This is a genomic window from Escherichia sp. WS3063, assembly GCF_046486595.1.
Taxonomy (GTDB): domain Bacteria; phylum Pseudomonadota; class Gammaproteobacteria; order Enterobacterales; family Enterobacteriaceae; genus Escherichia; species Escherichia coli.
Genome location: NZ_JBJQKY010000006.1, coordinates 80,504 through 105,432, shown reverse-complemented (window position 1 = coordinate 105,432; position 24,929 = coordinate 80,504). Strand labels below are relative to the sequence as shown.

Annotated in this window: 24 protein-coding genes; 13 read left to right on the top strand and 11 right to left on the bottom strand. The window is 49.1% G+C overall.

The genetic code is table 11. The features are described 5' to 3' along the window. Positions 1-125: 125 nt before the first annotated feature. The 6 genes from ACJHYW_RS08070 (at position 126) to ACJHYW_RS08045 (ending at position 7,182) form a co-directional block, all read left to right on the top strand. Positions 126-1,535: a cytosine permease gene (locus ACJHYW_RS08070; protein ID WP_000446075.1), complete on the top strand. Its 1,410-nt coding sequence runs from the start codon at positions 126-128 to the stop codon at positions 1,533-1,535. Position 1,536: 1 nt separating this feature from the next. Next, the gene (locus tag ACJHYW_RS08065; RefSeq protein WP_001361286.1) at positions 1,537-2,127 is read left to right on the top strand and encodes a HutD family protein; all 591 of its coding nucleotides are present in this window, start codon (positions 1,537-1,539) and stop codon (positions 2,125-2,127) included. Then, the gene (gene hutI, locus ACJHYW_RS08060) at positions 2,124-3,335 is read left to right on the top strand and encodes an imidazolonepropionase (RefSeq protein WP_001275369.1); all 1,212 of its coding nucleotides are present in this window, start codon (positions 2,124-2,126) and stop codon (positions 3,333-3,335) included. The genes ACJHYW_RS08065 and hutI overlap by 4 nt, the downstream gene beginning before the upstream one ends. Next, the gene (hutG, locus tag ACJHYW_RS08055) at positions 3,335-4,285 is read left to right on the top strand and encodes a formimidoylglutamase (protein ID WP_000814579.1); all 951 of its coding nucleotides are present in this window, start codon (positions 3,335-3,337) and stop codon (positions 4,283-4,285) included. The genes hutI and hutG overlap by 1 nt, the downstream gene beginning before the upstream one ends. Positions 4,286-4,335: 50 nt before the next feature. Next, positions 4,336-6,006 carry a histidine ammonia-lyase gene (gene hutH, locus ACJHYW_RS08050; protein WP_001361287.1) on the top strand — a complete coding sequence of 557 codons (1,671 nt, stop codon included), beginning with the start codon at positions 4,336-4,338 and terminating at the stop codon, positions 6,004-6,006. 270 nt (positions 6,007-6,276) lie between these two features. After that, positions 6,277-7,182, top strand: a complete 906-nt coding sequence (locus ACJHYW_RS08045) for a LysR substrate-binding domain-containing protein (RefSeq protein WP_001214263.1) — start codon at positions 6,277-6,279, stop codon at positions 7,180-7,182. 33 nt (positions 7,183-7,215) lie between these two features. Here the strand turns inward: ACJHYW_RS08045 and cobO are convergent, their stop codons facing one another. From cobO to ACJHYW_RS07990, 11 genes are all read right to left on the bottom strand, one after another. After that, positions 7,216-7,818 (bottom strand): cob(I)yrinic acid a,c-diamide adenosyltransferase, encoded by a 603-nt coding sequence (gene cobO, locus ACJHYW_RS08040; protein ID WP_000388207.1) that lies wholly within the window; start codon positions 7,816-7,818, stop codon positions 7,216-7,218. A 9-nt stretch (positions 7,819-7,827) separates the two neighbouring features. Continuing rightward, a complete protein-coding gene (locus ACJHYW_RS08035; RefSeq protein ID WP_000042468.1) occupies positions 7,828-9,480 on the bottom strand; it encodes a class I fumarate hydratase in 1,653 nt (550 codons plus the stop codon). Positions 9,481-9,587: 107 nt separating this feature from the next. Further along, positions 9,588-10,868 (bottom strand): dicarboxylate/amino acid:cation symporter, encoded by a 1,281-nt coding sequence (locus tag ACJHYW_RS08030; protein WP_000724204.1) that lies wholly within the window; start codon positions 10,866-10,868, stop codon positions 9,588-9,590. A 160-nt stretch (positions 10,869-11,028) separates the two neighbouring features. After that, positions 11,029-11,346, bottom strand: a complete 318-nt coding sequence (locus ACJHYW_RS08025) for a DUF4387 domain-containing protein (protein WP_000813947.1) — start codon at positions 11,344-11,346, stop codon at positions 11,029-11,031. After that, positions 11,343-12,713 (bottom strand): acyclic terpene utilization AtuA family protein, encoded by a 1,371-nt coding sequence (locus tag ACJHYW_RS08020; RefSeq protein ID WP_000124272.1) that lies wholly within the window; start codon positions 12,711-12,713, stop codon positions 11,343-11,345. Before ACJHYW_RS08020 ends, ACJHYW_RS08025 begins: the two co-directional genes overlap by 4 nt. 3 nt (positions 12,714-12,716) lie before the next feature. Continuing rightward, entirely contained in the window at positions 12,717-13,958 is a 1,242-nt protein-coding gene (locus tag ACJHYW_RS08015) for a methylaspartate ammonia-lyase (protein WP_000695043.1), read from the bottom strand. Continuing rightward, entirely contained in the window at positions 13,958-15,403 is a 1,446-nt protein-coding gene (locus tag ACJHYW_RS08010; protein ID WP_000423321.1) for a methylaspartate mutase subunit E, read from the bottom strand. Before ACJHYW_RS08010 ends, ACJHYW_RS08015 begins: the two co-directional genes overlap by 1 nt. Before the next feature lie 18 nt (positions 15,404-15,421). Continuing rightward, positions 15,422-16,810, bottom strand: a complete 1,389-nt coding sequence (gene glmL, locus ACJHYW_RS08005) for a methylaspartate mutase accessory protein GlmL (RefSeq protein ID WP_001167695.1) — start codon at positions 16,808-16,810, stop codon at positions 15,422-15,424. Continuing rightward, on the bottom strand, positions 16,810-17,259 hold the full coding sequence (gene glmS, locus ACJHYW_RS08000; RefSeq protein ID WP_000710397.1) for a methylaspartate mutase subunit S: 450 nt from the start codon (positions 17,257-17,259) through the stop codon (positions 16,810-16,812). The genes glmL and glmS overlap by 1 nt, the downstream gene beginning before the upstream one ends. A gap of 546 nt (positions 17,260-17,805) precedes the next feature. Further along, a complete protein-coding gene (locus ACJHYW_RS07995; protein ID WP_000613114.1) occupies positions 17,806-18,228 on the bottom strand; it encodes a hypothetical protein in 423 nt (140 codons plus the stop codon). Between the two features lie 80 nt (positions 18,229-18,308). Next, positions 18,309-19,253, bottom strand: coding sequence for a hypothetical protein (locus tag ACJHYW_RS07990; RefSeq protein ID WP_001361288.1), 945 nt, complete (start codon positions 19,251-19,253; stop codon positions 18,309-18,311). A gap of 805 nt (positions 19,254-20,058) precedes the next feature. Between ACJHYW_RS07990 and cydA the strand changes: the two genes are divergently transcribed. The 7 genes from cydA (at position 20,059) to tolR (ending at position 24,878) form a co-directional block, all read left to right on the top strand. Continuing rightward, the gene (cydA, locus tag ACJHYW_RS07985; protein ID WP_000884361.1) at positions 20,059-21,627 is read left to right on the top strand and encodes a cytochrome ubiquinol oxidase subunit I; all 1,569 of its coding nucleotides are present in this window, start codon (positions 20,059-20,061) and stop codon (positions 21,625-21,627) included. A 15-nt stretch (positions 21,628-21,642) separates the two neighbouring features. Next, positions 21,643-22,782 (top strand): cytochrome d ubiquinol oxidase subunit II, encoded by a 1,140-nt coding sequence (cydB, locus tag ACJHYW_RS07980; RefSeq protein WP_000568275.1) that lies wholly within the window; start codon positions 21,643-21,645, stop codon positions 22,780-22,782. Positions 22,783-22,796: 14 nt separating this feature from the next. Continuing rightward, the gene (gene cydX / locus ACJHYW_RS07975) at positions 22,797-22,910 is read left to right on the top strand and encodes a cytochrome bd-I oxidase subunit CydX (protein ID WP_000270282.1); all 114 of its coding nucleotides are present in this window, start codon (positions 22,797-22,799) and stop codon (positions 22,908-22,910) included. Next, entirely contained in the window at positions 22,910-23,203 is a 294-nt protein-coding gene (ybgE, locus tag ACJHYW_RS07970) for a cyd operon protein YbgE (RefSeq protein WP_000034602.1), read from the top strand. Before cydX ends, ybgE begins: the two co-directional genes overlap by 1 nt. 149 nt (positions 23,204-23,352) lie before the next feature. Beyond that, the gene (ybgC, locus tag ACJHYW_RS07965) at positions 23,353-23,757 is read left to right on the top strand and encodes a tol-pal system-associated acyl-CoA thioesterase (protein WP_001098384.1); all 405 of its coding nucleotides are present in this window, start codon (positions 23,353-23,355) and stop codon (positions 23,755-23,757) included. Continuing rightward, on the top strand, positions 23,754-24,446 hold the full coding sequence (tolQ, locus tag ACJHYW_RS07960; protein WP_000131314.1) for a Tol-Pal system protein TolQ: 693 nt from the start codon (positions 23,754-23,756) through the stop codon (positions 24,444-24,446). Before ybgC ends, tolQ begins: the two co-directional genes overlap by 4 nt. A 3-nt stretch (positions 24,447-24,449) precedes the next feature. Continuing rightward, the gene (gene tolR, locus ACJHYW_RS07955) at positions 24,450-24,878 is read left to right on the top strand and encodes a colicin uptake protein TolR (protein WP_000090097.1); all 429 of its coding nucleotides are present in this window, start codon (positions 24,450-24,452) and stop codon (positions 24,876-24,878) included. Positions 24,879-24,929 lie beyond the last annotated feature (51 nt).

The following is a 24,929-nucleotide window of genomic DNA, read 5'->3' as shown; positions in this document are numbered from 1 at the left end:
CGGAGAATAATTCGCCTGTATAACAATAATTATCAAAAAATATTTTTACATCGTCGAGAGAAATATCTCCCGACCCTCTATTGCTGTTTCAAAAAATGACCTCTCATTTTGCAGGAGACTTTTTCATGGAATCAAGCAGCCCTATCCGCAGTAAAAAGCCAGTATTAGAATCAAATACGATTAACGCCGTTCCTGAGTCTGCTCGCCACGGCTCGCCATCCAGTCAGTTTACTTTATGGCTAAGTGCTAACTTACAAATTACCGCTGTGGTGGACGGCGCGTTAGCGATTATTTTTGGCTCCGAAGCCATGTCAGCAATAATTGGTTTATTAATCGGTAATATTATTGGTGGTGCAGTAATGGCATTGCACTCGTCGCAGGGGGCAAAGCTGGGATTACCCCAGATGATCTCCAGTCGTATCCGCTTTGGCGTTAAAGGAGCGGCGCTACCGTTACTGATGGTGATTATTATGTACCTTGGATTTGCCGCGACGGGTACAGTATTATCCGGTCAGGCGATTAACCGGATATTTGGTTTCGAATCGGCATCGACCGGAATTATTATTTTCGGCATGCTGACCGCGATGATCGCATTGGTCGGTTATAAACTTATTCACGTCGTTGGCCGTGTTGCAGGGATATTAAGTATTCTGGGGTTTATTTACCTGGCCACTCAACTTAGCGGTCACTACGATGTGGCTGCGGCATTTGGTCAAAAGCCATTTAGTCTGTCGGTCTTTTTATTAACGATTGCTCTCTCTGCCGGATGGCAATTAACGTTTGCCCCTTACGCCTCTGATTATTCCCGCTATTTACCCTCTGATACGCCAGCAAAATCAATCTTCTTTGCCACCTTTCTGGGAACCACGCTTGGCGCGCAATGTGCCATGACGTTTGGCGTGCTTGTTGCGGCCTGTGGTGCTAACTTCCTGAAGGATCAGGTTGGTTTTATGGGTGAGTTAGCCGGACCCACCTTCGCCATTCTGATTTATACGGTGATTGTTTGCGGCAAACTGACGGTGAACTGTTTGAATGCCTACGGTGGCTTTATGTCGATTCTGGCGACCGTCAGCGCCTTTAATAATCGCAGTCAGGTTTCACAGCGTGTTCGTGCTGCCTACGTTGTAGGGTTCGTGCTGTTGTCGATGGTCGTCGCGCTGGCGGCAAGCGCAGATTTTTTGAATAATTTCAAAAACTTCGTTCTGCTGCTGTTGACGGTATTTGTGCCGTGGAGCGCCATTAATCTCATCGACTACTACTTCATCTCACAAGGTAAAACCGATATTCCGGCACTTTATACCCCGGAAGGGCGTTATGGCGCGTATAACAAAACCGCTTTGACGTGCTATGGCGTAGGCGTGTTGGTGCAGATCCCCTTCCTGAATCAAAAACTGTATCAGGGACCCATTTCTGTCCTGATGGATGGGGCGGATATCTCCTGGATTGTCGGCTTGTTAATTACCGCCGTTATCTATTACCCGTGGGCCAAACGCACCACCTGCGTTCCTGCTTATACGATTTATCCCGAGTCTTAATATGGAACCGATGCTGATTTCTGCAATGGATAAGCCGCTGCAACCGTGGCGCAACGGCGGGGGGTTTACCCGACAGCTGCTTGCCTGGCCCGATGATGAAAACTGGTTGTTGCGCATCAGTATGGCGAATGTCAGTCAGGATGGCTCTTTTTCAGCGTGGCCTGGCGTGGTTCGTGGCCTCGCGATTCTCGACGGGGAAGGGGTGAAGCTAACGTTTGCCGATTCGATCATCAACCTGCAACGTCACGATCCCGCCTTAATTTTCCCTGGAGAAGCTATGCCTGATTGCCAGCTGCTGGGCGGCGGGGTTCGCGATCTGAATGTTATGGCGCGGGAAGGCGATGCGGGGATGTTGCGGGTGCAAAGTGCCGTTGACTGGCGTCCTCCGTCACTTGCGCAAGCGGGCCTGTTCACGCTGTGTGAAGGGGAGTGGATAAGCGGCAAGAAAAGGGTGTTTGTCGCGGCAAATATGTTGTTATGGCTGGTTGCACCTGATGGCAGGCCCTGGCGTTTCGTACCACGGAAGAAAGTCTCCGTCGGTGAGCTGGCGGGCTGGTGGCTTTATTATCTACGAGGGGAAAAATCCTTATGAGTGCATTAACGCTCTGGCGAAATACCACGCTGGCGACGCTTTCCGCTAACGATTGGGGAGTGATTGAAAAGGGGGCATTAATCAGCCGTGGTGACTCGATTGTCTGGCTTGGGAAGGCCACGCAGATCCCCCGTGAACTGACGGCTGATATTACAGAGGAACACGATCTACAGGGTAAGTTGCTGACACCCGGTCTGGTGGATTGTCATACACATCTGGTGTATGGCGGCCAGAGGGCGAACGAGTTTGAGATGCGGTTGCAAGGCGTGGCTTATGAAGATATCGCCAGAGCGGGCGGCGGGATCTTATCTACGGTTAATGCCACGCGGGCAGCCAGCGAAACACAGTTGTTTGAACTGGCGGCGCAGCGACTGCGAAACTGGCAACGTGAAGGCGTCAGTACGCTTGAAATCAAATCGGGTTATGGCTTAACGCTGGAAGATGAAGCACGTTGTTTACGCGTGATCCGCCGCTTGCAGCAATCTACCGGGTTACATATTCAGTCTACGTTTCTCGGGGCGCACAGCCTGCCGCCAGAGTTTGCCGGGCGCAGTGATGATTACATTACGGCGCTTTGCGACTGGATGTGCGTGTTGCATGAACAGGGGCTGATTGATGCAGTTGATGCTTTTTGTGAAAACATCGCCTTTACTCCAGAGCAGGTACGGCGCGTTTTCAGTAAAGCGCAAAGCTATGGATTACCTGTAAAACTGCATGCCGAACAGCTTTCTGACCAGCAAGGCGCGGCGCTGGCAGCGGCGTTTTCTGCACTCTCCTGCGATCATCTGGAGTACCTGAGCGAGTCGGGGATCGCCGCCATGAAAGCGGCTGGAACAGTGGCGGTTTTGCTTCCCGGTGCTTATTACTTCCTGCGCGAAACCCATCTGCCGCCGATTGTCGCTCTGCGGGCCGCAGGTGTGCCGATTGCTATCTCCACGGACCATAATCCCGGAACGTCTCCCAATATGTCATTGCCATTGATGATCAATATGGCCTGTACGCTGTTTCGCATGACGCCGCTGGAAGCCGTTCAGGGCGTTACGCGTAATGCGGCAAAGGCACTTGGACTTATTGACCGGGGTGAACTTGCACCGGGATTACGGGCGGATATGGCGGTCTGGGATCTTAATCATCCACGTGAACTGGCTTACTGGTTTGGGCATCAGCCTTGCCAGGGGCTTATTGTCGGCGGAAAAAGGAGTTGGTAATGAAGCAAACATTTTTGCCGTGGAGTGGGCGTGTTGACTCGCAGGAAACCGGCATCAGCACTCGCTGGCATCAGCATGTGCAACCGTTTAGTGAACAAAGCCACGGCGGTTGTACGCTGATTGGTTTTGCCGTTGATGACGGAGTGCAACGTAATGATGGGCGAGCGGGTGCAGCAGGCGGACCGGGCGCGTTGCGCAGCATGTTGGGAAATATGCCAGTGCTCTGTGAAGGCGCTATTTTCGATATGGGCGATGTACAAAGCGAGGACCACGCGCTGGAATCCGCACAAAATCGTCTGGCGGCTAACGTATCTACAGCCATTGCGCGCGGCAGTTTACCGGTGGTTCTGGGGGGCGGTCATGAAGTGGCGTGGGGAACATTTCAGGGGATTATGCAGTCGCGTCCGGATATTCAGCGGTTACTGATTGTGAACCTTGACGCGCATTTTGATTTACGGATGGCGGAACAAGCCAATTCAGGTACGCCGTTTCGTCAGATGCAAGAGTGGAACGCGCAGCATGGCAAACCGTTTCATTATCGCGTGCTGGGAATAAGTCGTTTTGCCAATACTCAGGCGTTATTTGATCGCGCTGATTGTCTCGGTGTGCGTTATTGGCTGGACGAATCTCTGCAATTTGAACGTGGTTTGCATGAGATCGCTAATGCGCTCTCGGCAGATATTCAGGCTTGTGACGCCATTTATTTAACGATTTGTCTCGATGTTTTACCAGGTTATCAGGCGCCCGGTGTTTCTGCTCCATCACCGTTAGGCGTGCCGTTAAATATTACTGAAGCCATTGTGAATTTAATCGCCGGTAGCGAGAAGTTGATTGCTGCGGATATTGCCGAACTTAACCCGGACCTGGACCGCGATAATTTAACTGCGAAAGTTGCCGCTCGCCTGGTGACCAGTATTGTCCGGCGGGGGAAAACAGATAGAACAAATTAAAACGTTGTCGCAGTAACCCGTTGTTAAACTCATCATGATAAGGAAACACAATGAAAGGATTGATACGAAGAGTCACTGTCACCGTTGTGCTCTGGAGCGTTTGCTCCATTGCGATGGCGAAATCAACCATTACGCTGGATGGCGAACATCTTTCCATTGACCAGGCCTGGTCAATTGCATTAGGTGATAACGGCGTCAAAATCGCGTCGAACGCCATGGAGCGCATGGAAAAAAGTTATGATCTGGTGATGACTGCCGCGCATTCAGGTACGCCTGTTTATGGCTTAACCGTGGGCGTGGGGCTAAATAAAGATCAGCCCATATTTGATGCCAAAGGAAATTTAACGCCTGAGGTGATTGACGCGTCGAAAAAATTTAATGCTGCCGCGCTGCGCGCCCATTCTGCGGGCGTTGGTCCGATGTTACCGGATTATCTGGCACGCCTTTCAATGGTATTACGTTTAAATACCATGCTGCATGGGCAAACCGGCGCACAGCCTTATATTGCCGAGTTGTATGCCGAATTTATTAATCGCGGCGTTACACCGTTAATTCCGGTGCGGGGAAGTATCGGCGCAGCGGATATTATGCTCGCTTCGCACGTTGGTCTGGTGATGATGGGGGAATGGAAAGCCCGAGTAAATGGCGTGCAAATGAGCGGTGGTGACGCGCTGGCGAAAGTGGGACTTAAGCCACTGGTACCGCAGGGTAAAGATATGCTGGCGATTTTATCGAACAACAGCGTCGGGACAGCCTACGCTATCGAAGCTGTTCGTTCGGCACGTCAGTTGCTGAATGTCAGCCCGGTGGTTTTCGCTATGAGTCTGGAAGCGTTGAATGGCAATGTCGCGCCGGTACTGCCGCAGTCGATCGCCGTGCGTCCTTTCCCGCAGTTGGCTGATTCCGCTAAAGAGATTCGCGATGCGTTAAGTGGTTCTTATTTATGGCATAAGCATGACAAACGTGCATTGCAGGATCCGTTATCGTTCAGAACGACGGTGTATACCATTTCTGAGGCAATGCGCGCGTTGCGCGATGCTGAAGATACCATTACCGTGCAGATCAACAGTTCCGATGACAACCCGGCAACCGTGCTGAATGCAGACAAAGCGTATCAGGACTCCAGTCAGGTCGCGCAATATTTTGTTAAAGATGGGGCAATCAGCGGTGGGATCTTCCCGACGGCGAATTTCGAATCGTTACCGGTTGCGCTTGCCACCCAGCGTCTGACCGTGGCGTTAGTGCATGTTTCACATAACAGTATGCGCCGCTCGCTGCATCTTGAAGATGATCACTTTACCGGTTTGTCACGCTTCCTGTCGGCAGCAGGTAATAAAGGTCATGGCTTCGGTTCATTACATATCCCGTTTGTTGCGCTGCATGCGGAAAATGTCGATCTCGCTAACCCGGTTTCTTTCGATATTCAACCGGTTGCCGGAGGTATAGAAGATACCGGTGCCAATAATGACCACGCGGCCAGAAGATTGAAACAGGTTGTCGATAATCTGAACGTGATTTATGGCATTGAACTGATGCATTCCGCACAGGCTCTCGATTTACGGTTGCAGGCCGATCCACAACTGGCATTAGGGAAATCCACCAAAGCAATGTTTACCGAATACAGAAAAGTCGTGCCGTTTGTCGACCAGGATCGGGTCTTTACCCCAGATATTGCAGCTTCGCAAAAATTCTTAGAAGGATATGCTATAAATCAAAAATAAAATTTTTGTTGATTGTTTGTCATAATATCCATAGATATGATAATTGCTATCAATTTAATAATCTTCACTTAACTTGAATCATAATAATCCGAAGGGCGTTTTGCTTTTCGGATTATTATTGTCTGATTGAGACAATTGTCACGCCAGGCTTACCAGGTTATAAATATCGAACATGATTTTTATAAAATATTGATTGCTGCTTTGGTTGCCATTACTTAGCAATAAGTAATGGTTTTTTGATAGTTTCAACTATTTTTAAGGGAAGGCATTATGCGAGGAAAAATACCTAAAACGGAACTGCTGGTGACTTTTGAGGTCGTCGCACGTCATGAAAGTTATACCAGAGCGGCAGAGGAGTTAGCGTTAACCCAAAGTGCAGTATTCAGACAAGTAAGTGCGCTGGAGGAATTTTTACGTACTCCGTTATTTTCACACTCTAAAAAACGCATTTTTCTTAATGATGCAGGGAAGTATTACCTGGGGATAGTAAAAGAAACATTAAATAAGCTGGAACGCGATACCAATACCATTATGACCTGGCAGCCTACGGTTCAGGTTATTGAACTTGCCGTTAATCCTACTTTTAGTACCCACTGGTTAATCCCAAATTTACATGAATTCACAAAGTTACATCCCGATATTATTGTTAATATTCATTCTTTAGCTAATAACGGCGATTTTCTTAATCGGGAGTACGATGCTGTCATTATGCGCGAAAATTTTTGCGCGCCCTGGGCGGAAGTAGAATATCTCTTTGATGAGGAGATTTTGCCGGTATGCAGCGGCAGTTTGCTTGCAATGTCCGATCAAAAACTGTCAGTGGCAGAACTGCTTACTGAGTTACCACTTCTGCATCAAAGCACCCGTATTACTGGCTGGGAAGAGTGGTTTGCTTTATCTGGCGTTAGCAGTCCGCTGGTCAATAACGGACCACGTTTCGATTTGCTTTCAATGCTGATTGCCGCCGTGCGCTCTAATCTCGGCGTGGCGCTGTTACCACGGTTCGCTATTCAACATGATTTGGATAGTGGCGATATGGTGATTCCCTGTGATGTGCCTATTCGTACCGGTAATCGTTTTATTATGACGTGGCAGGAAGAGAAGTCTGACTCACCGCACTTGCAGCAATTTCGTGAATGGTTGCTGGCGAAATCGGTCGTACCGCAGGAGATGTAAAACCTGCGCCTGGCGGGATGCCAGGCGCAGTTATTACCAGTCGATACCCGGCTGCGCCTGAATGCCGTTATCAAAAGCATGTTTGACGGGGCGGATTTCGCTGACCGTATCCGCCATTTTTAATATCTGACTGTGGCAACCGCGTCCGGTGACAATGACACTTTGTTGTGCCGGGCGGTTTTGCAGAGAAGCGATCACTTCTTCGGTGTCCAGATAATGGTAAGCCAGCATATAGGTCAGCTCATCAAGCACCACTAAGTCGTAACGCTTGTCAGCCAGCATCCGTTTGCTTTCCGACCAGACCTCTTTCGCCGCGTCGATATCCGCTTGCCGGTTCTGTGTCTCCCAGGTAAAACCGGTTCCCATAATATGAAACTCAACCCCCAGCGGTTGGAGAAGGTTGTATTCGCCGTTGTCCCATTGCCCCTTGATGTACTGCGCAACCCCCACCGTTTTGCCATGACCCACCGCGCGCGTCACAGTACCAAACGCGGCAGTGGATTTCCCTTTGCCGTTGCCGGTGAAAACAATCAAAATCCCTTTTTTCTCTATCGCCGCCGCGACGCGCGTATCGACCTGTTCCTTCAATTTCTGCTGGCGCTGCACATGCCGTTCAGTTGAAATTCGCGCTTCCATTCATTTTCCTTAATGTCCCGCAGGGCAACTGGCGCAGCGGTGTTGCTGCTCAAACTGACTAAAGAAATTATTGCCTTTATCATCTACCAGGATGAATGCGGGTAAATTTTCCACTTCCATCATCCACACCGCTTCCATACCCAGCTCCGGGTATTCCAGGCAACGCAGACTTTTGACATATTCTTGCGCCAGTAACGCAGCTGCACCGCCAATACTCCCCAGATTGAAGCCGCCATGTTTGTGACAGGCATCGGTGACCTGCTGGCTGCGGTTACCTTTCGATAACATCACCAGACTGCCGCCAGCCGCCTGGAAGGTATCGACATAACCGTCCATTCGACCGCCCGTGGTTGGACCCAGTGAACCGCAGGCCATGTTCTCCGGTGTTTTCGCCGGGCCAGCGTAATAGACAATATGATGCTTCAGGTAATCCGGCATCGGTTCGCCGCTATCCAGCCGCGCTTTTATTTTGGCGTGGGCGATATCGCGCGCCACTACGATGGGACCACTTAACGACACGCGGGTGCCTACCGGTAATCTGGCGAGATCCTGCATCACGTCACGCAACGGACGGTTTAGATCCAGCTGTACATGTTGCGCGTGATTTTCTTCCCGCAGTGAGGCTGGAATATATTGCCCCGGATTGTGTTCGAGTTTTTCCAGCCAGATACCGTGCTTGTTAATTTTTGCTTTGATATTGCGATCCGCAGAACAGGAGAGCGCCATAGCTATCGGGCAAGAGCCACCGTGACGCGGCAGACGAATGACGCGAATATCATGAGCGAAATATTTACCCCCAAATTGCGCACCAATACCAAATTGCTGACTGGCCTCGAGCAATACTTTTTCCAGCTCAATATCACGGAATGCTTGTCCTTGCTCGTTTCCGCTGGTGGGCAAATTGTCGTAATATTTCGTTGAGGCCAGCTTGGCAACTTTTAAGGTTTGATCGGCTGAAAGCCCTCCGACGACAAAGGCGATGTGGTAAGGCGGGCAGGCAGCGGTGCCCAGCGATTTCATTTTTTCGATTAAAAATGCGGTCAGTTTTTCTGGTTGCAATAGGGATTTGGTTTCCTGATAAAGCGCGGCTTTATTGGCAGAGCCGCCCCCTTTATTAATACAGAGAAAATGGTACTCATCACCAGCGACGGCGCTGATATCAATCTGCGCCGGTAGATTGGTTTGCGTATTGACTTCGGTATACATATCCAGTGGCGCATTTTGTGAAAAGCGCAGATTATTTTCCTGAAAAGTGGTGTAAATGCCTTTGCTTAAGGCTTCAGCGTCGTTACCTCCGGTCCATATCTGTTGCCCTTTACTGGCAACAATAGTTGCGGTGCCGGTATCCTGACAGTTGGGTAATACCCCTTTTGCTGAGACTTCAGCATTACGTAATAACTGCAACGCAACGTATTTATCATTACTACTGGCGTGCGGATCGTTAAGAATGCTGGCGACCTGTTGCAAATGAGCGGAACGTAAGAAAAAAGAGGCTTCATAAAATGCCTGCCGGGCAAGCAGCGTTAATGCTTCAGGAGCGATTTTTATCACTTCTTCGCCGTCTAATTCCGTTACTGTAATATGTTGATCGCTAATTAATGTATATTCTGTACCGTCTTTATTTTGTAGAAACGGTTCTTGCCAGATAAATGGTTTGGACATATTTCACTTTTCACCTTAAACGTTAGTTTTACTTAATTGCCGTCTAACTTCATGATCCGGCTTATAAAAATGCGTAGTCATTGGCTTCTGATTGCTTAAGATCCCCCTCAGGGCAGAGCAACGTTCGATTCATTGGGTTTTAATGCTTTACCCCGACAGCCCTCGCCGAAATGTTCGCCTTCCCACCGACTCACCATCGCAGCGCCCATTGCGTTGCTCATGACGTTTGTCGCGGAACGCCCCATATCAAGGAACGGATCAACGCCCATCAGCAAGATCAGCCCCGCTTCCGGAATATTGAACTGGTTGAGCGTGGCGGCGATAACCACCATTGAGGCGCGTGGTACGCCAGCCATTCCTTTCGAGGTCAACATCAGGATCAACAGCATGGTGATTTGCTCACCGATGGATAAATGGATATTGCAGGCCTGGGCGATGAAAACTGTGGCGAAGGAGCAGTAGGCCATTGATCCAACGAGATTAAATGAGTAGCCAATGGGTAAGACAAAGCTGGCAATTTTGGGGGAAACGCCAAATTGCTCCAGTTTTTCAAGCGTTCCCGGAAAAGCCGCTTCAGAACTGGATGTGGTAAATGCCAGCAGGGCGGGTTCCGAAAGGGCACGGGTCAGGCGTCTGATGCAGGGGCCGACATAAACGATGGCCAGACCGATAAGCAGCACCCAAAGTAACAACATGGTGAAATAAAATTCACCCATAAAGATCCCGGCGCTCACCATAACTGCCAGTCCTCGTTCAGCAATCAATGCTGAAATAGCGGCGAATACGGTCAGGGGAGCGAAGAGCATGACGTAGCCAGTGAGCTTTAACATGGCATGTGCCAGCGAATCTAAGGCGTGAACGATGGCGCTGCCTTTCTCACCAATCGCCGTCAGGCTACAGCCGAGGAAAATTGAGAACACCACGATTTGCAAAATTTCATTGTGTGCCATGGCATCGACAATGCTGGTGGGGAAAGCATGCGAAATAAATACTTTTAGTGTAAAGGGTTCTGACGCGACCACTCCGGTGGTTTCGGCACCGTGTGCAACAAAATTAATTCCTGTGCCTGGCATGAAGAAATTTACCGTTATCAAGCCTAAGGCAATTGACAGCAATGAGGCGCAAATAAATAAAAAGAGTGTTTTAGAAAAAATACGACCAAGGGCTTTGGCATCTCCCATTTTAGCTATACCTACCACCAGGGTAGAGACCACTAACGGAGCGATAATCATTTTTATCAGTCGTAAGAAAATCGTCGTGAATATCGATATTTCTTGCGCATAGAGTTTTGCGGTTTCCGGTGAAGCAGTGTTATTGAGCACTACGCCGATAATCATTCCAAGTACCAGCGCCAAAAGAATCATCGTGGTTAAACTTATTTTCTTCATTTTTTCCTCCATCAGGTGCACGGCGATAAATCAGAATCAGGAGAAGTAGATGCCTGAATAGAGATTCAGGCATCTACCTGCTATTACAACCTTACAAATAGCTGAAGTGTTGAACTGCAATAAGTGACGGGATGTCAGTTGGCTAAAAGTATTCGGATTTTTACAAATCGAAACTCATATTTAATAAAGGTGCATGTTGCTGTGCACCATAGACATCATTGTCACCTACATTCCCGGAGATAATATCTCGTGGCATGACGATTTTTACTGCGTTAGAAGGATCAAACCAGACAATACGGTGAATAAAGTCAGGTTCAACATGATATAAGCGCGCAATCAGTTCTGGGGTTAATTGCCCTGATGATTTAACTCGCTCATAGTTTTCTTTCGTTTTAAATAAAATATCTAAAACCAGTTCGTAAGGTCCGGCATTTTTCGAACGAATGACTTGCGCCAGTGAGACAATTGACTGTTTCATGCCTGAACTCCTTCTGGCGTCACCTGTTCAATATGGAAATCAAAACGCAGAGCGTCGTTGGCTTCAATCAGGTGATATATGGAAAATTCGTATACCGGCCCGCCCTGGATATCAGAAGGGGAGAACGGGAACGCCAGATTGCCTGCGGTAGCGATGCGGTTTTCATAGCCGTAGTGCAGCATGGTAGAGCGCACCAGCGAGCAAACGCTATTGGCAATTTCCTGGGTCGGTGCAACTACATCAAGGACAATCCCCAGCTCATGCCCGGCAGTTTGCATCGGTTCATGGTCGCCCATCACCCCGTTTTTGCCGTACAGGTGGAAATTGATGCGAATGCTGTCATCGTCGAGCGACAGGTTACGTGAAACGCTGGTTTTGACTTCATCGATGATTTTATCGATCCCGGCGATCATGATCGGGTCGCGCGTTCCTGCGATGGTCAGACAGCGGAAGCCCACCCGTCGCGCACCTTCCAGTTTCAGGGCATACGGCGTTTCTTCATGCTTAGAACCGCTGACGTACACTTCGCCGTCATTGACCGCTTTAAATGTGCAGCCTTTCAGGTTCAACACGCCGCCAGGTCCAGGCAGGAAGTAGGGATCGGATTTCTCATACAGTGTGTGTGCAGCCGCTGACGTTTCGGTAAATTTACGCTTCGGATTAAATGTCTTCAGCGTAAAGCCGTTGTCATCAATGATGCCCATCGCACAGTCAGAGCCTGAGCCGGGCGTTGCGGCGATTGCCGCGCATTCAAGGATTTTCCCACAATGCAGCGCCAGACCTTCATCAAAGCCTTGCATGATCGGGAGCGCAGCAAAGCAGGCCGGGTCGTAAGCGCGCCCGCCCAGCACCACTTGCGCGCCTTCTTTCAGCGCCCGCTGGAAGGGTTCGATGCCCATTTGCGCAACGATATACGTACTTTCGTCAATCGCGTCGTGGGTTAACGGCGGGACAAAATCCAGCGCCGTGATTTTGCCGTTATCCAGCGCCTGGTGGACGATGGCTTTGTCAACGTCTGCCGGGATCAGCGCCATCGAGAACACGAGTCGCTCTTCCCGGGCAATCTCATGAATTATTTCTCGGCACCACTCCAGGTGTGGTGCGGCACCAGAACCGCCAGCTGTTCCGATCACCACCGGTATATTATTTTGCACGCCTGCGGTGATCATATAGCGCAGATCGCGCTTGACCCCTGCGCGATCGGTAAACGGTTTGCCCGCTCCGAGGTAGTGGGGGCCAGGATCGGAAGAGCCTGCATCAACGGCGATCAGATCGGGCGATTCTGCCATCGCTTTGCGGAAGCTCTCTTCCGGGAATCCATACCCGAGGATTGCCGTTGGCGATAAGACTTTAAAAGAACGAGCCATTTGTTAATCCTTAGCCTGCAACAGCGCGATAGTACGATTCATTTCGTTGAAGACGATATCGAGGCCTTCGTCAAAGCCCATCCCTGGCTTTACCAGCATACGCATAGGGCGAGCGGCAAGGGCGACGTGGACACAGGTGCGGGCACTGACATCAGTTTCATTGCAGGTGCCGCCCTGGTACGCTTCCATGCTGTGGCTGTTGCAGTAAAGAACCGCATCGACGATGTTGTGAATACTGCCCAGATCCGGGGTTTTGATTTGCACCATGTGACAACTGGCGGCATCAGTGAAATCAACAATATCCTGGTAGGTGTTACACCATTCATCGGCCACAATTTTCACGCCGGAACCGAGGCGCGTCAGCTCTTTGGTAATCGCGGTCAGCAGGCGAATTTGATCGGGCTTGTTACCGGCATCGACCGGCCCTTCAATGTAGAGCGGCAGGCCTTGCGCTTCTTTTTCCAGGCTGGCGATGTATTGCGCACAGCGAAGCGGATCCATATCGAAGATCAGACCGATAGTGCCGTATACATCGATGTGCAGGGTAGGGTGGTAGCGTGCGCTGGTGCGCTTGCTCAGAATACGATCCGACAGCCAGCGGACATATTCGCGCAGTTTTTCACCTTTAAAGCCCAGTTTCTCTTCGACGTTATTAATCAGTGCATGGGGCAGCACGTCGATGCCCTTAAGGATCATCTTATCGACGGCGATATATCGATCGTCCCCGCTCTGACCAAATAATGGAATGGATTCCGCCACGCGTGGCAACTGCCATTCATCGCAAACTACTTCAGTTTTCAGACGGCCGGTTGCCAGCGCGGTAGCATCAAGCAGCGCCTGTGATAATCCGTAGCGCACGGCGGTATGCAGCAAGTTGCCGTCAATACGCAATTTGTCGAAGAAACGGGCATTCGGCAGGAAAGCATCCACATCGCGGCCTACCAGTAATGGCTTGATATGGTCGTTGAGGAACGGAATAAAGTGCTCAGCGAGGAACAGTGGATCGCGACCACCTGCCCCGGAATACTGTACGGCAGCACAGTCACCTACGGCGACCGAGCCGTTTTCCAGAATCAACTGTACTGATACGCACTCCCCGGCCTGACGAACGGCGTTAAACCCCTGTGTTACCGGCTCCCCGGTATAAAAAAAGCCGTCATGACCCGCTCCGTTTTTTATCGCCTGCTGGTCATCGAAATAGAATGAGGAGTAGCCAGCGGTGAACAGAGCCTGTTTTATTTTCATTATGGTCTTCCTATTAATTTACTGTGGGATACAGCATTGATGTCATCTACAACCATCTGGAATGTCGGTTGGCGTCCTTCAAAGCGTGCGCGTTCCGCAACGTAATCGTGGTGGAGGTCGAGAATATCTTTTGGCAATGGAACGGCTCCGGCTTCCAGTACGCGTATCGCGCCGGTGTTGTCACGGACCGGAAGAATTTTGCCCGCGTTGCAGGCGGCTGGCGCAAACGGCACATCCAGTACGCCCGCTTCAAATGCCAGCACCGTACCGCGCGCAATATCACCATTACCCAGTTCGAACACTTTATTCAGTACCGCGCGAACCTCGCTCTTAATCAGTTCAATTTCCAGTTCAACCGCAGGGCACGGCGGGAATTTCTGCTCGTTGACCATGTTGAGCATCTGGCGGGAGGCTTTCAGCCCCTGAATGTTGGCAGCGGCAGTCGGGATGCCCCAGGCTTCGTGCGGACTTTTGGTGATGACTTTGGTGGCACCAGACATCCCCGCGACGGCTGCGCCCCAGGAGATAATAGCGAACGCTTTCGATTCGTCTTCCGGAAAGCCGCCCATCCACTGGTGAAACACGGTACTTAATTCATAGTCGGTATAGCCATAGCTCTGAAAATATTCGTGTGCAAGTTCACGCAGAGACTGGATCGCCGCAACATCCTGCGTCAGGCTGCCGACCTGTCCATAACCAACGGTGATAGATTTCACACCCTGTTCCAGCGCCAGCAAGCCTTCGATTATCGCGATAGAGTGCGAGATAAACGGCGGGATCAGGGTACCCGTTAGTGGGCCAAACGGTTCGCGGTTGATGCGGATCCCGTGTTCTTCATACATCCCCATTAAACGGTCGCAGTACTGCCAGTCGCGGATCGATTTTTCCAGCGTTACGCGCTTGGCATACGGAATATTGTAGGAAATGCCGCCGCCTTCATAACTGGTAAAGCCGCTGGCCATCGAGATTTCAGCCAGCAGACGCGCATCTGGCGTGCCGTGGCGGATCTGTAGCGGTTTTTGCAGAGTTTCGGTGAGGCGACGGCAAGCTGCGACGCCGTGGTTAACGACCGGTAAACCGTTCAGTTTAGAGGTTCCGGCTTCGATGGATTTTTTAATCCCTACAGCCGCTTCTTCGTACCGATTCAGACGGGTATATGCATCGATGGTGCTCGGCAGCAGATCGCACTCTTCTTGTAGTGTTTTCAGTAGTTCGATGTGTTCGTCCATCAGCGCCACGCCTGCGCGCGGTTGGCTAAGAGTTTTACCTTCCTTGTCTGCTTTCAGCAGGGCAAGAGAGAAGCGTTTATGCTCAGGAATGGTTTGTTGGTATTTAACGCCATCTTCAAAGTTTTCAACATCCTTGCCGGTTTCCCAGGTTTTCAGTACCTGTTGCCGCTCGGTCATGAATTCGTCATGGGTTAATTTCTTATTTCGAAGTTCCATTGATTGCAGCCTTAATTGTTATAGGGTTAAGCATTGAATACTGGTGCGCGCGGCGGCCAGCGGATCGACTCTGGCGACGTTTGCCAGCAGTGGTAATAGCCCCCGGGAATCGCGGTAATATTCAAATTCGGTCGGTAAGAGAATGCGTTTACCGTCGTCGTTTAACTCGCGGTATTTCAACCAGTGATGCATATCGAACTGACTGGCACGCGAGAGCCATCCGCCGGATCCGACGACTTTACGCACGGTTGTCAGGTCACGTCCCATCTGTAAATCGACATTGCCGACGCAGGTGCAGACCTCTTTTTTGGTGCCCGCATGTCTTTCGGTGGCATAACCCACACACAGTCCGGCCAGGACGGTATCGAAATATTTTTCTTCTGCATTCGCGGGTAAGTAGTCGGGATGAGCGACTAGATGACGGAGGTAATGATAAAAAGCGTCCAGCTGTGCGGGTTGCTGAGCAAAATTCACATTGACTAACTCTTTCGCACTTTCACCAACCACCATTGCCGAGACGCGCATTCCCAGATCGCCTTCCACCGTCCGTTTCACGAAGGGTTCCGGTACGCCGTGTAAAACGGTGTCGGGCGAGAGCGTGTTGGCACAGGCGGAATAGACATCGGTGGTTGCGCCACCCATGTCGATCAGCATGAACTCTTTCCAGCTGTGATCGACATTACTGATTGCCTTAACCAGTTCAAAGACTGTCCACGGTGTCGGCATTGGTTCTTCGCCTGTTTTATCAACAACGACATCCAGCCCTTTCCCTTTAACGATGCGTTTAAGGAATATGTCGCAGATAGCCTGGCGTGCAGCTAAAGGGTTCGGATGGTCAAGATCGGGCAGAACGTTGTCGACGATGGTCAGGTCTTTATGCCCTAGGATCTCCTGCACCTCGTCCTGAATATCCCGGTTTCCGGCATAAATAATGGCGCAGTCGAGTTTGGATTCTGCCAGCACACGGGCGTTATTCAGGCCGTAGCTTTCTTCTCCGCCGTCGGTGCCGCCGGTGAACAAGAGAATATCGGGCTGCGTTTCTTCCAGTGCCTGGATATCACGGCGGTTCAGCTTGTAGGCGTAATATTGCGCAATTTTAGCCCCCGCAGAGTGAGCGGTTACTTTCGCGGTTTCCAGGGTGATAGAAGGCACCAATCCCATTGCGGCAACCGCCAGCCCACCTTTGGCAGAGGAGGAATACTTCAATGCAACCTCACCGTTGTTAAACAGGGGGAGGGCATTATCTACGTTTAACACCAGGTTCAGGCTGGAGAAAAACCCCTTCGCCAGATGATGGGTGGTGGTTGGGGTCAGTACGTGGTTAACCAACGTTAACGCATCCCCCTCCCGGGCGAAGAGGGCTGCTTTGGTCCACGTCGATCCAATATCGACAGAGACGATTTGCATCAGATTGCCTCTTCAAGAATACGAGTATCAACGTCATGACGTTGGTTGATATCGTGTGCCATCAGCTGACAAACATCTTCTAAGTCATGACTTGGGGCAAAGACGCGATCAAATCCCATCTCTTTGAATTTGGTTTCCACGTCAGCGAAGTCATGTTTTCCGACCACCAGGTTACCGCCCACATAGAGCAGGATGTCCCCCAGTCCACGCTCGATGCAGCGTTCGCGCATGCCCAGACAGTCGATATCGCCATGCCCATAGATAGAGGAGACGACAATCGCGTCAGCGCCAGTTTCAATGGCCGCATCAATATATTCGTCCTGGCTGACCATTACGCCCAGATTAATGACTCTGAAGCCATGGTTGCTAAAAACGCGGTCCAGAACTTTATTGCCTACTGCATGGCAGTCCGCGCCAATAACGCCAATCACAAGTGTTGCTTTCTTCATGGGTAATCCTTTGTAAGACAGAGAGTAAAATAAGTTACACACGTCGTATTTATGGCCGTTCATAACGGCACAGGTTTAATATCACAGGAGTGTCTTTATCTGACCGTAATGTTGCAATTGATCTATTTTCAAAATGTCTTTCGGGAAATGATTGTTTAAAGTATGTTGTTAAATTCTCATGTTAATTCAGTGTGTTATGTCAACTAATGTCATGAATGTTAAATTTTTAAAATTAACTTGATTTGGTGTATTGAGGTATTTGTGATCTACTTCTAATTTGCATTTTAGTGATATGGGTTTAGCCATGAGTAAATGCATTTCATAAAATTTAAGTCGAATTTCACTGCAATTCATCTCTGCTTAATGTAAAAATAATGTTGAAAATAACAAATGGTTAATGATTCATGCGAATTATGACCTTAGTTAGCTCTTTTGATTTTTCGTAAAAAAGAGAGGTACATGAAGGTGCTACCAGTATGAGTAACGTTAATCAAAGGTTTTATTACCTCTGGCAATAACGCAGGCCATTTTCGCGACTGGGTGGATTTAATCAGTATAATCCTCATACAATAGTTCACGATTAACTGAACCGTTAACGGGGATTTGGTGTTGAAATTTAGAAATGGCGGAGTCAATTAATGAAGACAATATCGAAAAAATGACAGTGTCAGAATTAATTTCAATTAATCCTTCTCGTTGTTGACCAAAAAAGATATTTATCTTGATTTCATTTGTACTACGGCAATCAATATGTAGTAATTTTTGATCGCTGAGATTTTCTGTTTCATAAATGTTTTTGGCGATAGTCGGATGTATTGATGCCAGACATCTGCTCAGATAAGCCAGATCCTTTAGGGAACACCCCGCTGAGTAGAGGATGTCAGAGAATTTTTGTGTGTCAACTGTTGTCTCTGAAGCGTATGTTGCATTGACAGGAAGGGTGTTGAAAGAGATTTGAGATGGGATCATTATTTAAATCTTTCCGTGAGTAATAAAAATTAATCCCCGGGCATTGTTTAGCAATATTTGCCACAGGGAATATATAAAAATTAAAGTATTTGATTGGCATCGGTTAACTGATCAATAACCAGTGCCAGATTGGTAAACATTTTGAAAAAGCGATACTGGCTCGGAATATCTCTTTCAAAGACGAAACATTCAATGTCATTGTTTGAAAAATAAAGGACTAGTGTTGCTGATTCGTCAGGAAAAATATGGAAATATATCTGGTTACCAGAAGGAGGATAGTCCAGAAGAAGGGTATCTTTGCCCGTCACATACCTGTTGTGGTCGTGGATGCTGCGCTCACACTTCATCAGAGGTGTCATGATACTCATGTATTCATCTGATGTTAATATATTAAAATCACCATCCATTTTAAAGAAACGATAAAGTAACAGTACATCCTCTTGCGTAACCGGTTCGTTTGTTTTTAGAGGGAAATAAGTGGGAACCAGAAGATGAGGTTCTAATCTATTTTGTTGAGCGCTATAACTAAATTTGAACATAAATTCCGGATCGCTCATCAATTGAGCGACATAATTATGCCTGGCTTCAAAAATTTTAACTTTTATCAGGTTAAATAAGTCTGTTTCGTCATCCTGTATTAAAAGACATTGGCCATAGCAGCCAGGCTTTTTTTCATTATAAGCAGAAACGGTTATTCTGTCAGGAGTGTCAACGTTATATCCAAAAGCCAGATAGTGACCGTCCTCATCGAGATTTGTTTCCAGGTTATTTAAATTTATCACATGAAGTGTTTGCAATGCTGATTCAATGAGCTGTTGACTCTCTGAGGTAAATGTTTCGCGCTGCGTTGTATAAAGTGTATCGATTCCAACGACTATCCGATATGGGTCAAGGATGGCGGCAATCATCTTTATTACCTGCACAGTCACGGGTGATGTCATTGATTCGTTATCTGTTTTTAGAGGATCATTAGATGGCCAACCTGAGAAGCGATTGACAGCCGAACCGATATTATCAGGACTCATAGCAGCAACCTCATTGTAATCAAGCGAGGCGCTGAGCGTACTCGGCTATAGAAAAACTAACTTGCAAAAATCGCTCATTTTTCATTTATCAGGCGAAAGTGGTTTCTGTTCACTCAGAAACAATCACTCCCGCTAAGTCATACCTGTTTCATCGATACATTTAAGTGATTATTACTAATGAAACAATAACATAACGGGCTTACGGCCGGTGCTCATAAAGGCAACAATCAATTAACTTTGATAAAAATATGTTATGTAAAATAGCAACAAATTGGCTAATCTAATCAATTGGTATTATAAAAAGTGGATAAGGCGGTTCTGTTAAATAAAACACTGGTTTTTTATCTATACCTTTTCATTGTAATAATTGTGTTGCATAAATATTTCACAATAAATTAACAATAAAATCACCAATGATCTATGGTTTATACATAATTAACATATTTGGTTGGTTTTGATATAAATCAATTTTTAATTCTTGAAAAAAATCTGCAAAACACGATAAATTGTCGTAGATCAAATTGGTGAGATCGTGACAATTTCGCTATAAATTGATCACTGTCGAAAAATGCAAATTTGCTCAATAAAAACCTGTTTATTGTAAGGATTTTGCGGCGTAATATAATTACGGGATCAATTTGGTTTATTCATTAACATATTTGTAACTTTTTTATCATTGTCTTTTCCTCTTTTGATGAAATGGCAACGATAGAGGCGAGCAAATAATTTTGTATTGGGGCATGCGTGTGACCCTTTCTAACGGGGTTCACTCTCGGAGTCTTCATGCGATGAGCAAGGAGTCATGATGTTAGATATAGTCGAACTGTCGCGCTTACAGTTTGCCTTGACCGCGATGTACCACTTCCTTTTTGTGCCACTGACGCTCGGTATGGCGTTCCTGCTGGCCATTATGGAAACGGTCTACGTCCTTTCCGGCAAACAGATTTATAAAGATATGACCAAGTTCTGGGGCAAGTTGTTTGGTATCAACTTCGCTCTGGGTGTGGCTACCGGTCTGACCATGGAGTTCCAGTTCGGGACTAACTGGTCTTACTATTCCCACTATGTAGGGGATATCTTCGGTGCGCCGCTGGCAATCGAAGGTCTAATGGCCTTCTTCCTCGAATCCACCTTTGTAGGTCTGTTCTTCTTCGGTTGGGATCGTCTGGGTAAAGTTCAGCATATGTGTGTCACCTGGCTGGTGGCGCTCGGTTCAAACCTGTCCGCACTGTGGATTCTGGTTGCGAACGGCTGGATGCAAAACCCAATCGCGTCCGATTTCAACTTTGAAACTATGCGTATGGAGATGGTGAGCTTCTCCGAGCTGGTGCTTAACCCGGTTGCTCAGGTGAAATTCGTTCACACTGTAGCGTCTGGTTATGTGACTGGCGCGATGTTCATCCTCGGTATCAGCGCATGGTATATGCTGAAAGGTCGTGACTTCGCCTTCGCTAAACGCTCCTTTGCTATCGCTGCCAGCTTCGGTATGGCTGCCGTTCTGTCTGTTATTGTTCTGGGTGATGAATCTGGTTACGAAATGGGCGACGTGCAGAAAACCAAACTGGCTGCTATTGAAGCCGAGTGGGAAACGCAACCTGCGCCTGCTGCCTTTACTCTGTTCGGCATTCCTGATCAGGAAGAGGAGACGAACAAATTTGCGATCCAGATCCCTTACGCGCTGGGCATCATTGCAACGCGTTCCGTGGATACTCCAGTTATCGGCCTGAAAGAACTGATGGTGCAGCATGAAGAACGCATTCGTAACGGGATGAAGGCGTACTCTCTGCTCGAGCAACTGCGTTCTGGTTCTACCGACCAGGCGGTTCGTGACCAGTTCAATAGCATGAAGAAAGACCTCGGTTACGGTCTGCTGCTGAAACGCTATACGCCAAACGTGGCTGATGCGACTGAAGCGCAGATTCAACAGGCAACCAAAGACTCCATTCCGCGTGTAGCGCCGCTGTACTTCGCGTTCCGTATCATGGTGGCGTGTGGCTTCCTGCTGCTGGCAATCATCGCGCTCTCTTTCTGGAGTGTCATCCGCAACCGCATTGGCGAGAAAAAATGGCTGCTGCGCGCCGCGCTGTACGGTATTCCGCTGCCGTGGATTGCTGTAGAAGCGGGCTGGTTTGTGGCTGAATATGGCCGCCAACCGTGGGCTATCGGTGAAGTGCTGCCGACAGCTGTGGCGAACTCGTCACTGACCGCAGGCGATCTCATCTTCTCAATGGTGCTGATTTGCGGCCTGTATACCCTGTTCCTGGTGGCAGAATTGTTCTTAATGTTCAAGTTTGCACGCCTCGGCCCAAGCAGCCTGAAAACCGGTCGCTATCACTTTGAGCAGTCTTCCACGACTACTCAGCCGGCACGCTAAGACAGGAGTCGTCAAATGATCGATTATGAAGTATTGCGTTTTATCTGGTGGCTGCTGGTTGGCGTTCTGCTGATTGGTTTTGCAGTCACTGACGGTTTCGACATGGGGGTGGGCATGCTCACCCGTTTCCTCGGTCGTAACGACACCGAGCGTCGAATTATGATTAACTCCATTGCACCACACTGGGACGGTAACCAGGTTTGGCTGATCACCGCGGGCGGCGCACTCTTTGCTGCCTGGCCGATGGTCTATGCCGCTGCGTTCTCCGGCTTCTATGTGGCGATGATCCTCGTGCTGGCGTCTTTGTTCTTCCGTCCGGTCGGTTTTGACTACCGCTCCAAGATTGAAGAAACCCGCTGGCGTAACATGTGGGACTGGGGCATCTTCATTGGTAGCTTCGTTCCGCCGCTGGTGATTGGTGTAGCGTTCGGTAACCTGTTGCAGGGCGTACCGTTCAACGTTGATGAATATCTGCGTCTGTACTACACCGGTAACTTTTTCCAGCTGCTTAACCCGTTCGGCCTGCTGGCAGGCGTGGTGAGCGTAGGGATGATCATTACTCAGGGCGCAACCTATCTGCAAATGCGTACCGTGGGCGAACTGCACCTGCGTACCCGTGCAACGGCTCAGGTGGCGGCACTGGTGACACTGGTCTGCTTCGCACTGGCTGGCGTATGGGTGATGTACGGTATCGATGGTTATGTCGTGAAATCGACAATGGACCATTACGCAGCCTCTAACCCGCTGAATAAAGAAGTGGTTCGTGAAGCTGGCGCATGGCTGGTTAACTTCAACAACACGCCAATTCTGTGGGCTATTCCGGCACTGGGTGTGGTTCTGCCGCTGCTGACCATCCTGACTGCACGTATGGATAAAGCCGCGTGGGCGTTTGTGTTCTCCTCCCTGACGCTGGCCTGCATCATCCTGACTGCCGGTATCGCAATGTTCCCGTTTGTGATGCCGTCCAGCACCATGATGAACGCAAGTCTGACAATGTGGGATGCAACTTCCAGCCAGCTGACACTTAACGTCATGACCTGGGTTGCGGTGGTTCTGGTACCGATCATTCTGCTCTACACCGCCTGGTGTTACTGGAAAATGTTCGGTCGTATCACCAAAGAAGATATTGAACGTAACACCCACTCTCTGTACTAAGTAAGGAGCTAAAAATGTGGTATTTCGCATGGATTCTGGGAACGCTTCTTGCCTGTTCGTTTGGGGTAATCACCGCGCTGGCGCTTGAGCACGTCGAATCAGGCAAAGCCGGTCAAGAAGACATCTGATGAGTAAGATTATCGCAACCTTGTATGCGGTAATGGACAAGCGCCCCCTGCGGGCGCTTTCCTTCGTGATGGCGCTTCTGTTAGCAGGATGTATGTTTTGGGACCCGTCACGTTTCGCCGCGAAGACCAGTGAACTGGAAATCTGGCATGGTTTATTGCTGATGTGGGCCGTCTGTGCTGGTGTTATTCACGGCGTGGGCTTTCGTCCGCAGAAGGTTCTTTGGCAAGGGATTTTTTGCCCATTGCTTGCCGATATTGTTCTCATTGTCGGGCTGATTTTCTTCTTCTTTTAAATCAGAATTCTCTTTAAAAAATTATGGGCCGCTCCAGGCCCATAAATTTTTACGCTCCCTTAACTTGCCCTCATTCCCAAACCTCAATCGCGCGCGTATAGTAGCAGCGTTTAAAAGCTCTAACTTTTGTTGCATTACCGGGATGTAAAGTGAATACAACGCTGTTTCGATGGCCGGTTCGCGTCTACTATGAAGATACCGATGCCGGTGGTGTGGTGTACCACGCCAGTTACGTCGCTTTTTATGAAAGAGCACGCACAGAGATGCTGCGTCATCATCACTTCAGTCAGCAGGCGCTGATGGCTGAACGCGTTGCCTTTGTGGTGCGTAAAATGACGGTGGAATATTATGCACCTGCGCGGCTCGACGATATGCTCGAAATACAGACTGAAATAACATCAATGCGTGGCACCTCTTTGGTTTTCACGCAACGTATTGTCAACGCCGAGAATACTTTGCTGAATGAAGCAGAGGTTCTGGTTGTTTGCGTTGACCCACTCAAAATGAAGCCTCGTGCGCTTCCCAAGTCTATTGTCGCGGAGTTTAAGCAGTGACTGACATGAATATCCTTGATTTGTTCCTGAAGGCTAGCCTTCTGGTTAAACTTATCATGTTGATTTTGATTGGTTTTTCAATCGCATCCTGGGCCATTATTATCCAGCGGACCCGTATTCTTAACGCAGCGGCGCGCGAAGCCGAAGCGTTTGAGGATAAATTCTGGTCTGGAATCGAACTCTCTCGCCTCTATCAAGAGAGTCAGGGGAAACGGGATAATCTGACTGGTTCGGAACAAATCTTTTACAGCGGGTTCAAAGAGTTTGTGCGCCTGCATCGTGCCAATAGCCATGCGCCGGAAGCCGTAGTGGAAGGGGCGTCGCGTGCTATGCGTATCTCCATGAACCGTGAACTTGAAAATCTGGAAACGCACATTCCGTTCCTCGGTACGGTTGGCTCCATCAGCCCGTATATTGGTCTGTTTGGTACGGTCTGGGGGATCATGCACGCCTTTATCGCCCTCGGGGCAGTAAAACAAGCGACACTGCAAATGGTTGCGCCCGGTATCGCAGAAGCGTTGATTGCGACGGCAATTGGTCTGTTCGCCGCAATTCCGGCGGTAATGGCTTATAACCGCCTCAACCAGCGCGTAAACAAACTGGAACTGAATTACGACAACTTTATGGAAGAGTTTACCGCGATTCTGCACCGCCAGGCGTTTACCGTTAGCGAGAGCAACAAGGGGTAAGCCATGGCCAGAGCGCGTGGACGAGGTCGTCGCGATCTCAAGTCCGAAATCAACATTGTACCGTTGCTGGACGTACTGCTGGTGCTGTTGCTGATCTTTATGGCGACAGCGCCCATCATTACCCAGAGCGTGGAGGTCGATCTGCCAGACGCTACTGAATCACAGGCGGTGAGCAGTAACGATAATCCGCCAGTGATTGTTGAAGTGTCTGGTATTGGTCAGTACACCGTGGTGGTTGAGAAAGATCGCCTGGAGCGTTTACCACCAGAGCAGGTGGTGGCGGAAGTGTCCAGCCGTTTCAAGGCCAACCCGAAAACGGTCTTTCTGATCGGTGGCGCAAAAGATGTGCCTTACGATGAAATAATTAAAGCACTGAACTTGTTACATAGTGCGGGTGTGAAATCGGTTGGTTTAATGACGCAGCCTATCTAAACATCTGCGTTTCCCTTGCTTGAAAGAGAGCGGGTAACAGGCGAACAGTTT

What these genes read in the sequence shown, in the direction of transcription:
- hutG (WP_000814579.1), top strand. Translation starts at nt 3,335, where the DNA reads ATGAAGCAAACATTTTTGCCGTGGAGTGGGCGTGTTGACTCGCAGGAA.
- ACJHYW_RS07995 (WP_000613114.1), bottom strand. Translation starts at nt 18,228, where the DNA reads ATGATCCCATCTCAAATCTCTTTCAACACCCTTCCTGTCAATGCAACA.
- cydA (WP_000884361.1), top strand. Translation starts at nt 20,059, where the DNA reads ATGTTAGATATAGTCGAACTGTCGCGCTTACAGTTTGCCTTGACCGCG.
- cobO (WP_000388207.1), bottom strand. Translation starts at nt 7,818, where the DNA reads ATGGAAGCGCGAATTTCAACTGAACGGCATGTGCAGCGCCAGCAGAAA.
- tolR (WP_000090097.1), top strand. Translation starts at nt 24,450, where the DNA reads ATGGCCAGAGCGCGTGGACGAGGTCGTCGCGATCTCAAGTCCGAAATC.
- ACJHYW_RS08030 (WP_000724204.1), bottom strand. Translation starts at nt 10,868, where the DNA reads ATGAAGAAAATAAGTTTAACCACGATGATTCTTTTGGCGCTGGTACTT.
- ACJHYW_RS08020 (WP_000124272.1), bottom strand. Translation starts at nt 12,713, where the DNA reads ATGGCTCGTTCTTTTAAAGTCTTATCGCCAACGGCAATCCTCGGGTAT.
- ACJHYW_RS08025 (WP_000813947.1), bottom strand. Translation starts at nt 11,346, where the DNA reads ATGAAACAGTCAATTGTCTCACTGGCGCAAGTCATTCGTTCGAAAAAT.
- ACJHYW_RS08010 (WP_000423321.1), bottom strand. Translation starts at nt 15,403, where the DNA reads ATGGAACTTCGAAATAAGAAATTAACCCATGACGAATTCATGACCGAG.
- ACJHYW_RS08070 (WP_000446075.1), top strand. Translation starts at nt 126, where the DNA reads ATGGAATCAAGCAGCCCTATCCGCAGTAAAAAGCCAGTATTAGAATCA.
- cydX (WP_000270282.1), top strand. Translation starts at nt 22,797, where the DNA reads ATGTGGTATTTCGCATGGATTCTGGGAACGCTTCTTGCCTGTTCGTTT.
- glmS (WP_000710397.1), bottom strand. Translation starts at nt 17,259, where the DNA reads ATGAAGAAAGCAACACTTGTGATTGGCGTTATTGGCGCGGACTGCCAT.
- hutH (WP_001361287.1), top strand. Translation starts at nt 4,336, where the DNA reads ATGAAAGGATTGATACGAAGAGTCACTGTCACCGTTGTGCTCTGGAGC.
- hutI (WP_001275369.1), top strand. Translation starts at nt 2,124, where the DNA reads ATGAGTGCATTAACGCTCTGGCGAAATACCACGCTGGCGACGCTTTCC.
- ACJHYW_RS07990 (WP_001361288.1), bottom strand. Translation starts at nt 19,253, where the DNA reads ATGAGTCCTGATAATATCGGTTCGGCTGTCAATCGCTTCTCAGGTTGG.
- ybgE (WP_000034602.1), top strand. Translation starts at nt 22,910, where the DNA reads ATGAGTAAGATTATCGCAACCTTGTATGCGGTAATGGACAAGCGCCCC.
- glmL (WP_001167695.1), bottom strand. Translation starts at nt 16,810, where the DNA reads ATGCAAATCGTCTCTGTCGATATTGGATCGACGTGGACCAAAGCAGCC.
- ACJHYW_RS08045 (WP_001214263.1), top strand. Translation starts at nt 6,277, where the DNA reads ATGCGAGGAAAAATACCTAAAACGGAACTGCTGGTGACTTTTGAGGTC.
- ACJHYW_RS08065 (WP_001361286.1), top strand. Translation starts at nt 1,537, where the DNA reads ATGGAACCGATGCTGATTTCTGCAATGGATAAGCCGCTGCAACCGTGG.
- ACJHYW_RS08015 (WP_000695043.1), bottom strand. Translation starts at nt 13,958, where the DNA reads ATGAAAATAAAACAGGCTCTGTTCACCGCTGGCTACTCCTCATTCTAT.
- ACJHYW_RS08035 (WP_000042468.1), bottom strand. Translation starts at nt 9,480, where the DNA reads ATGTCCAAACCATTTATCTGGCAAGAACCGTTTCTACAAAATAAAGAC.
- cydB (WP_000568275.1), top strand. Translation starts at nt 21,643, where the DNA reads ATGATCGATTATGAAGTATTGCGTTTTATCTGGTGGCTGCTGGTTGGC.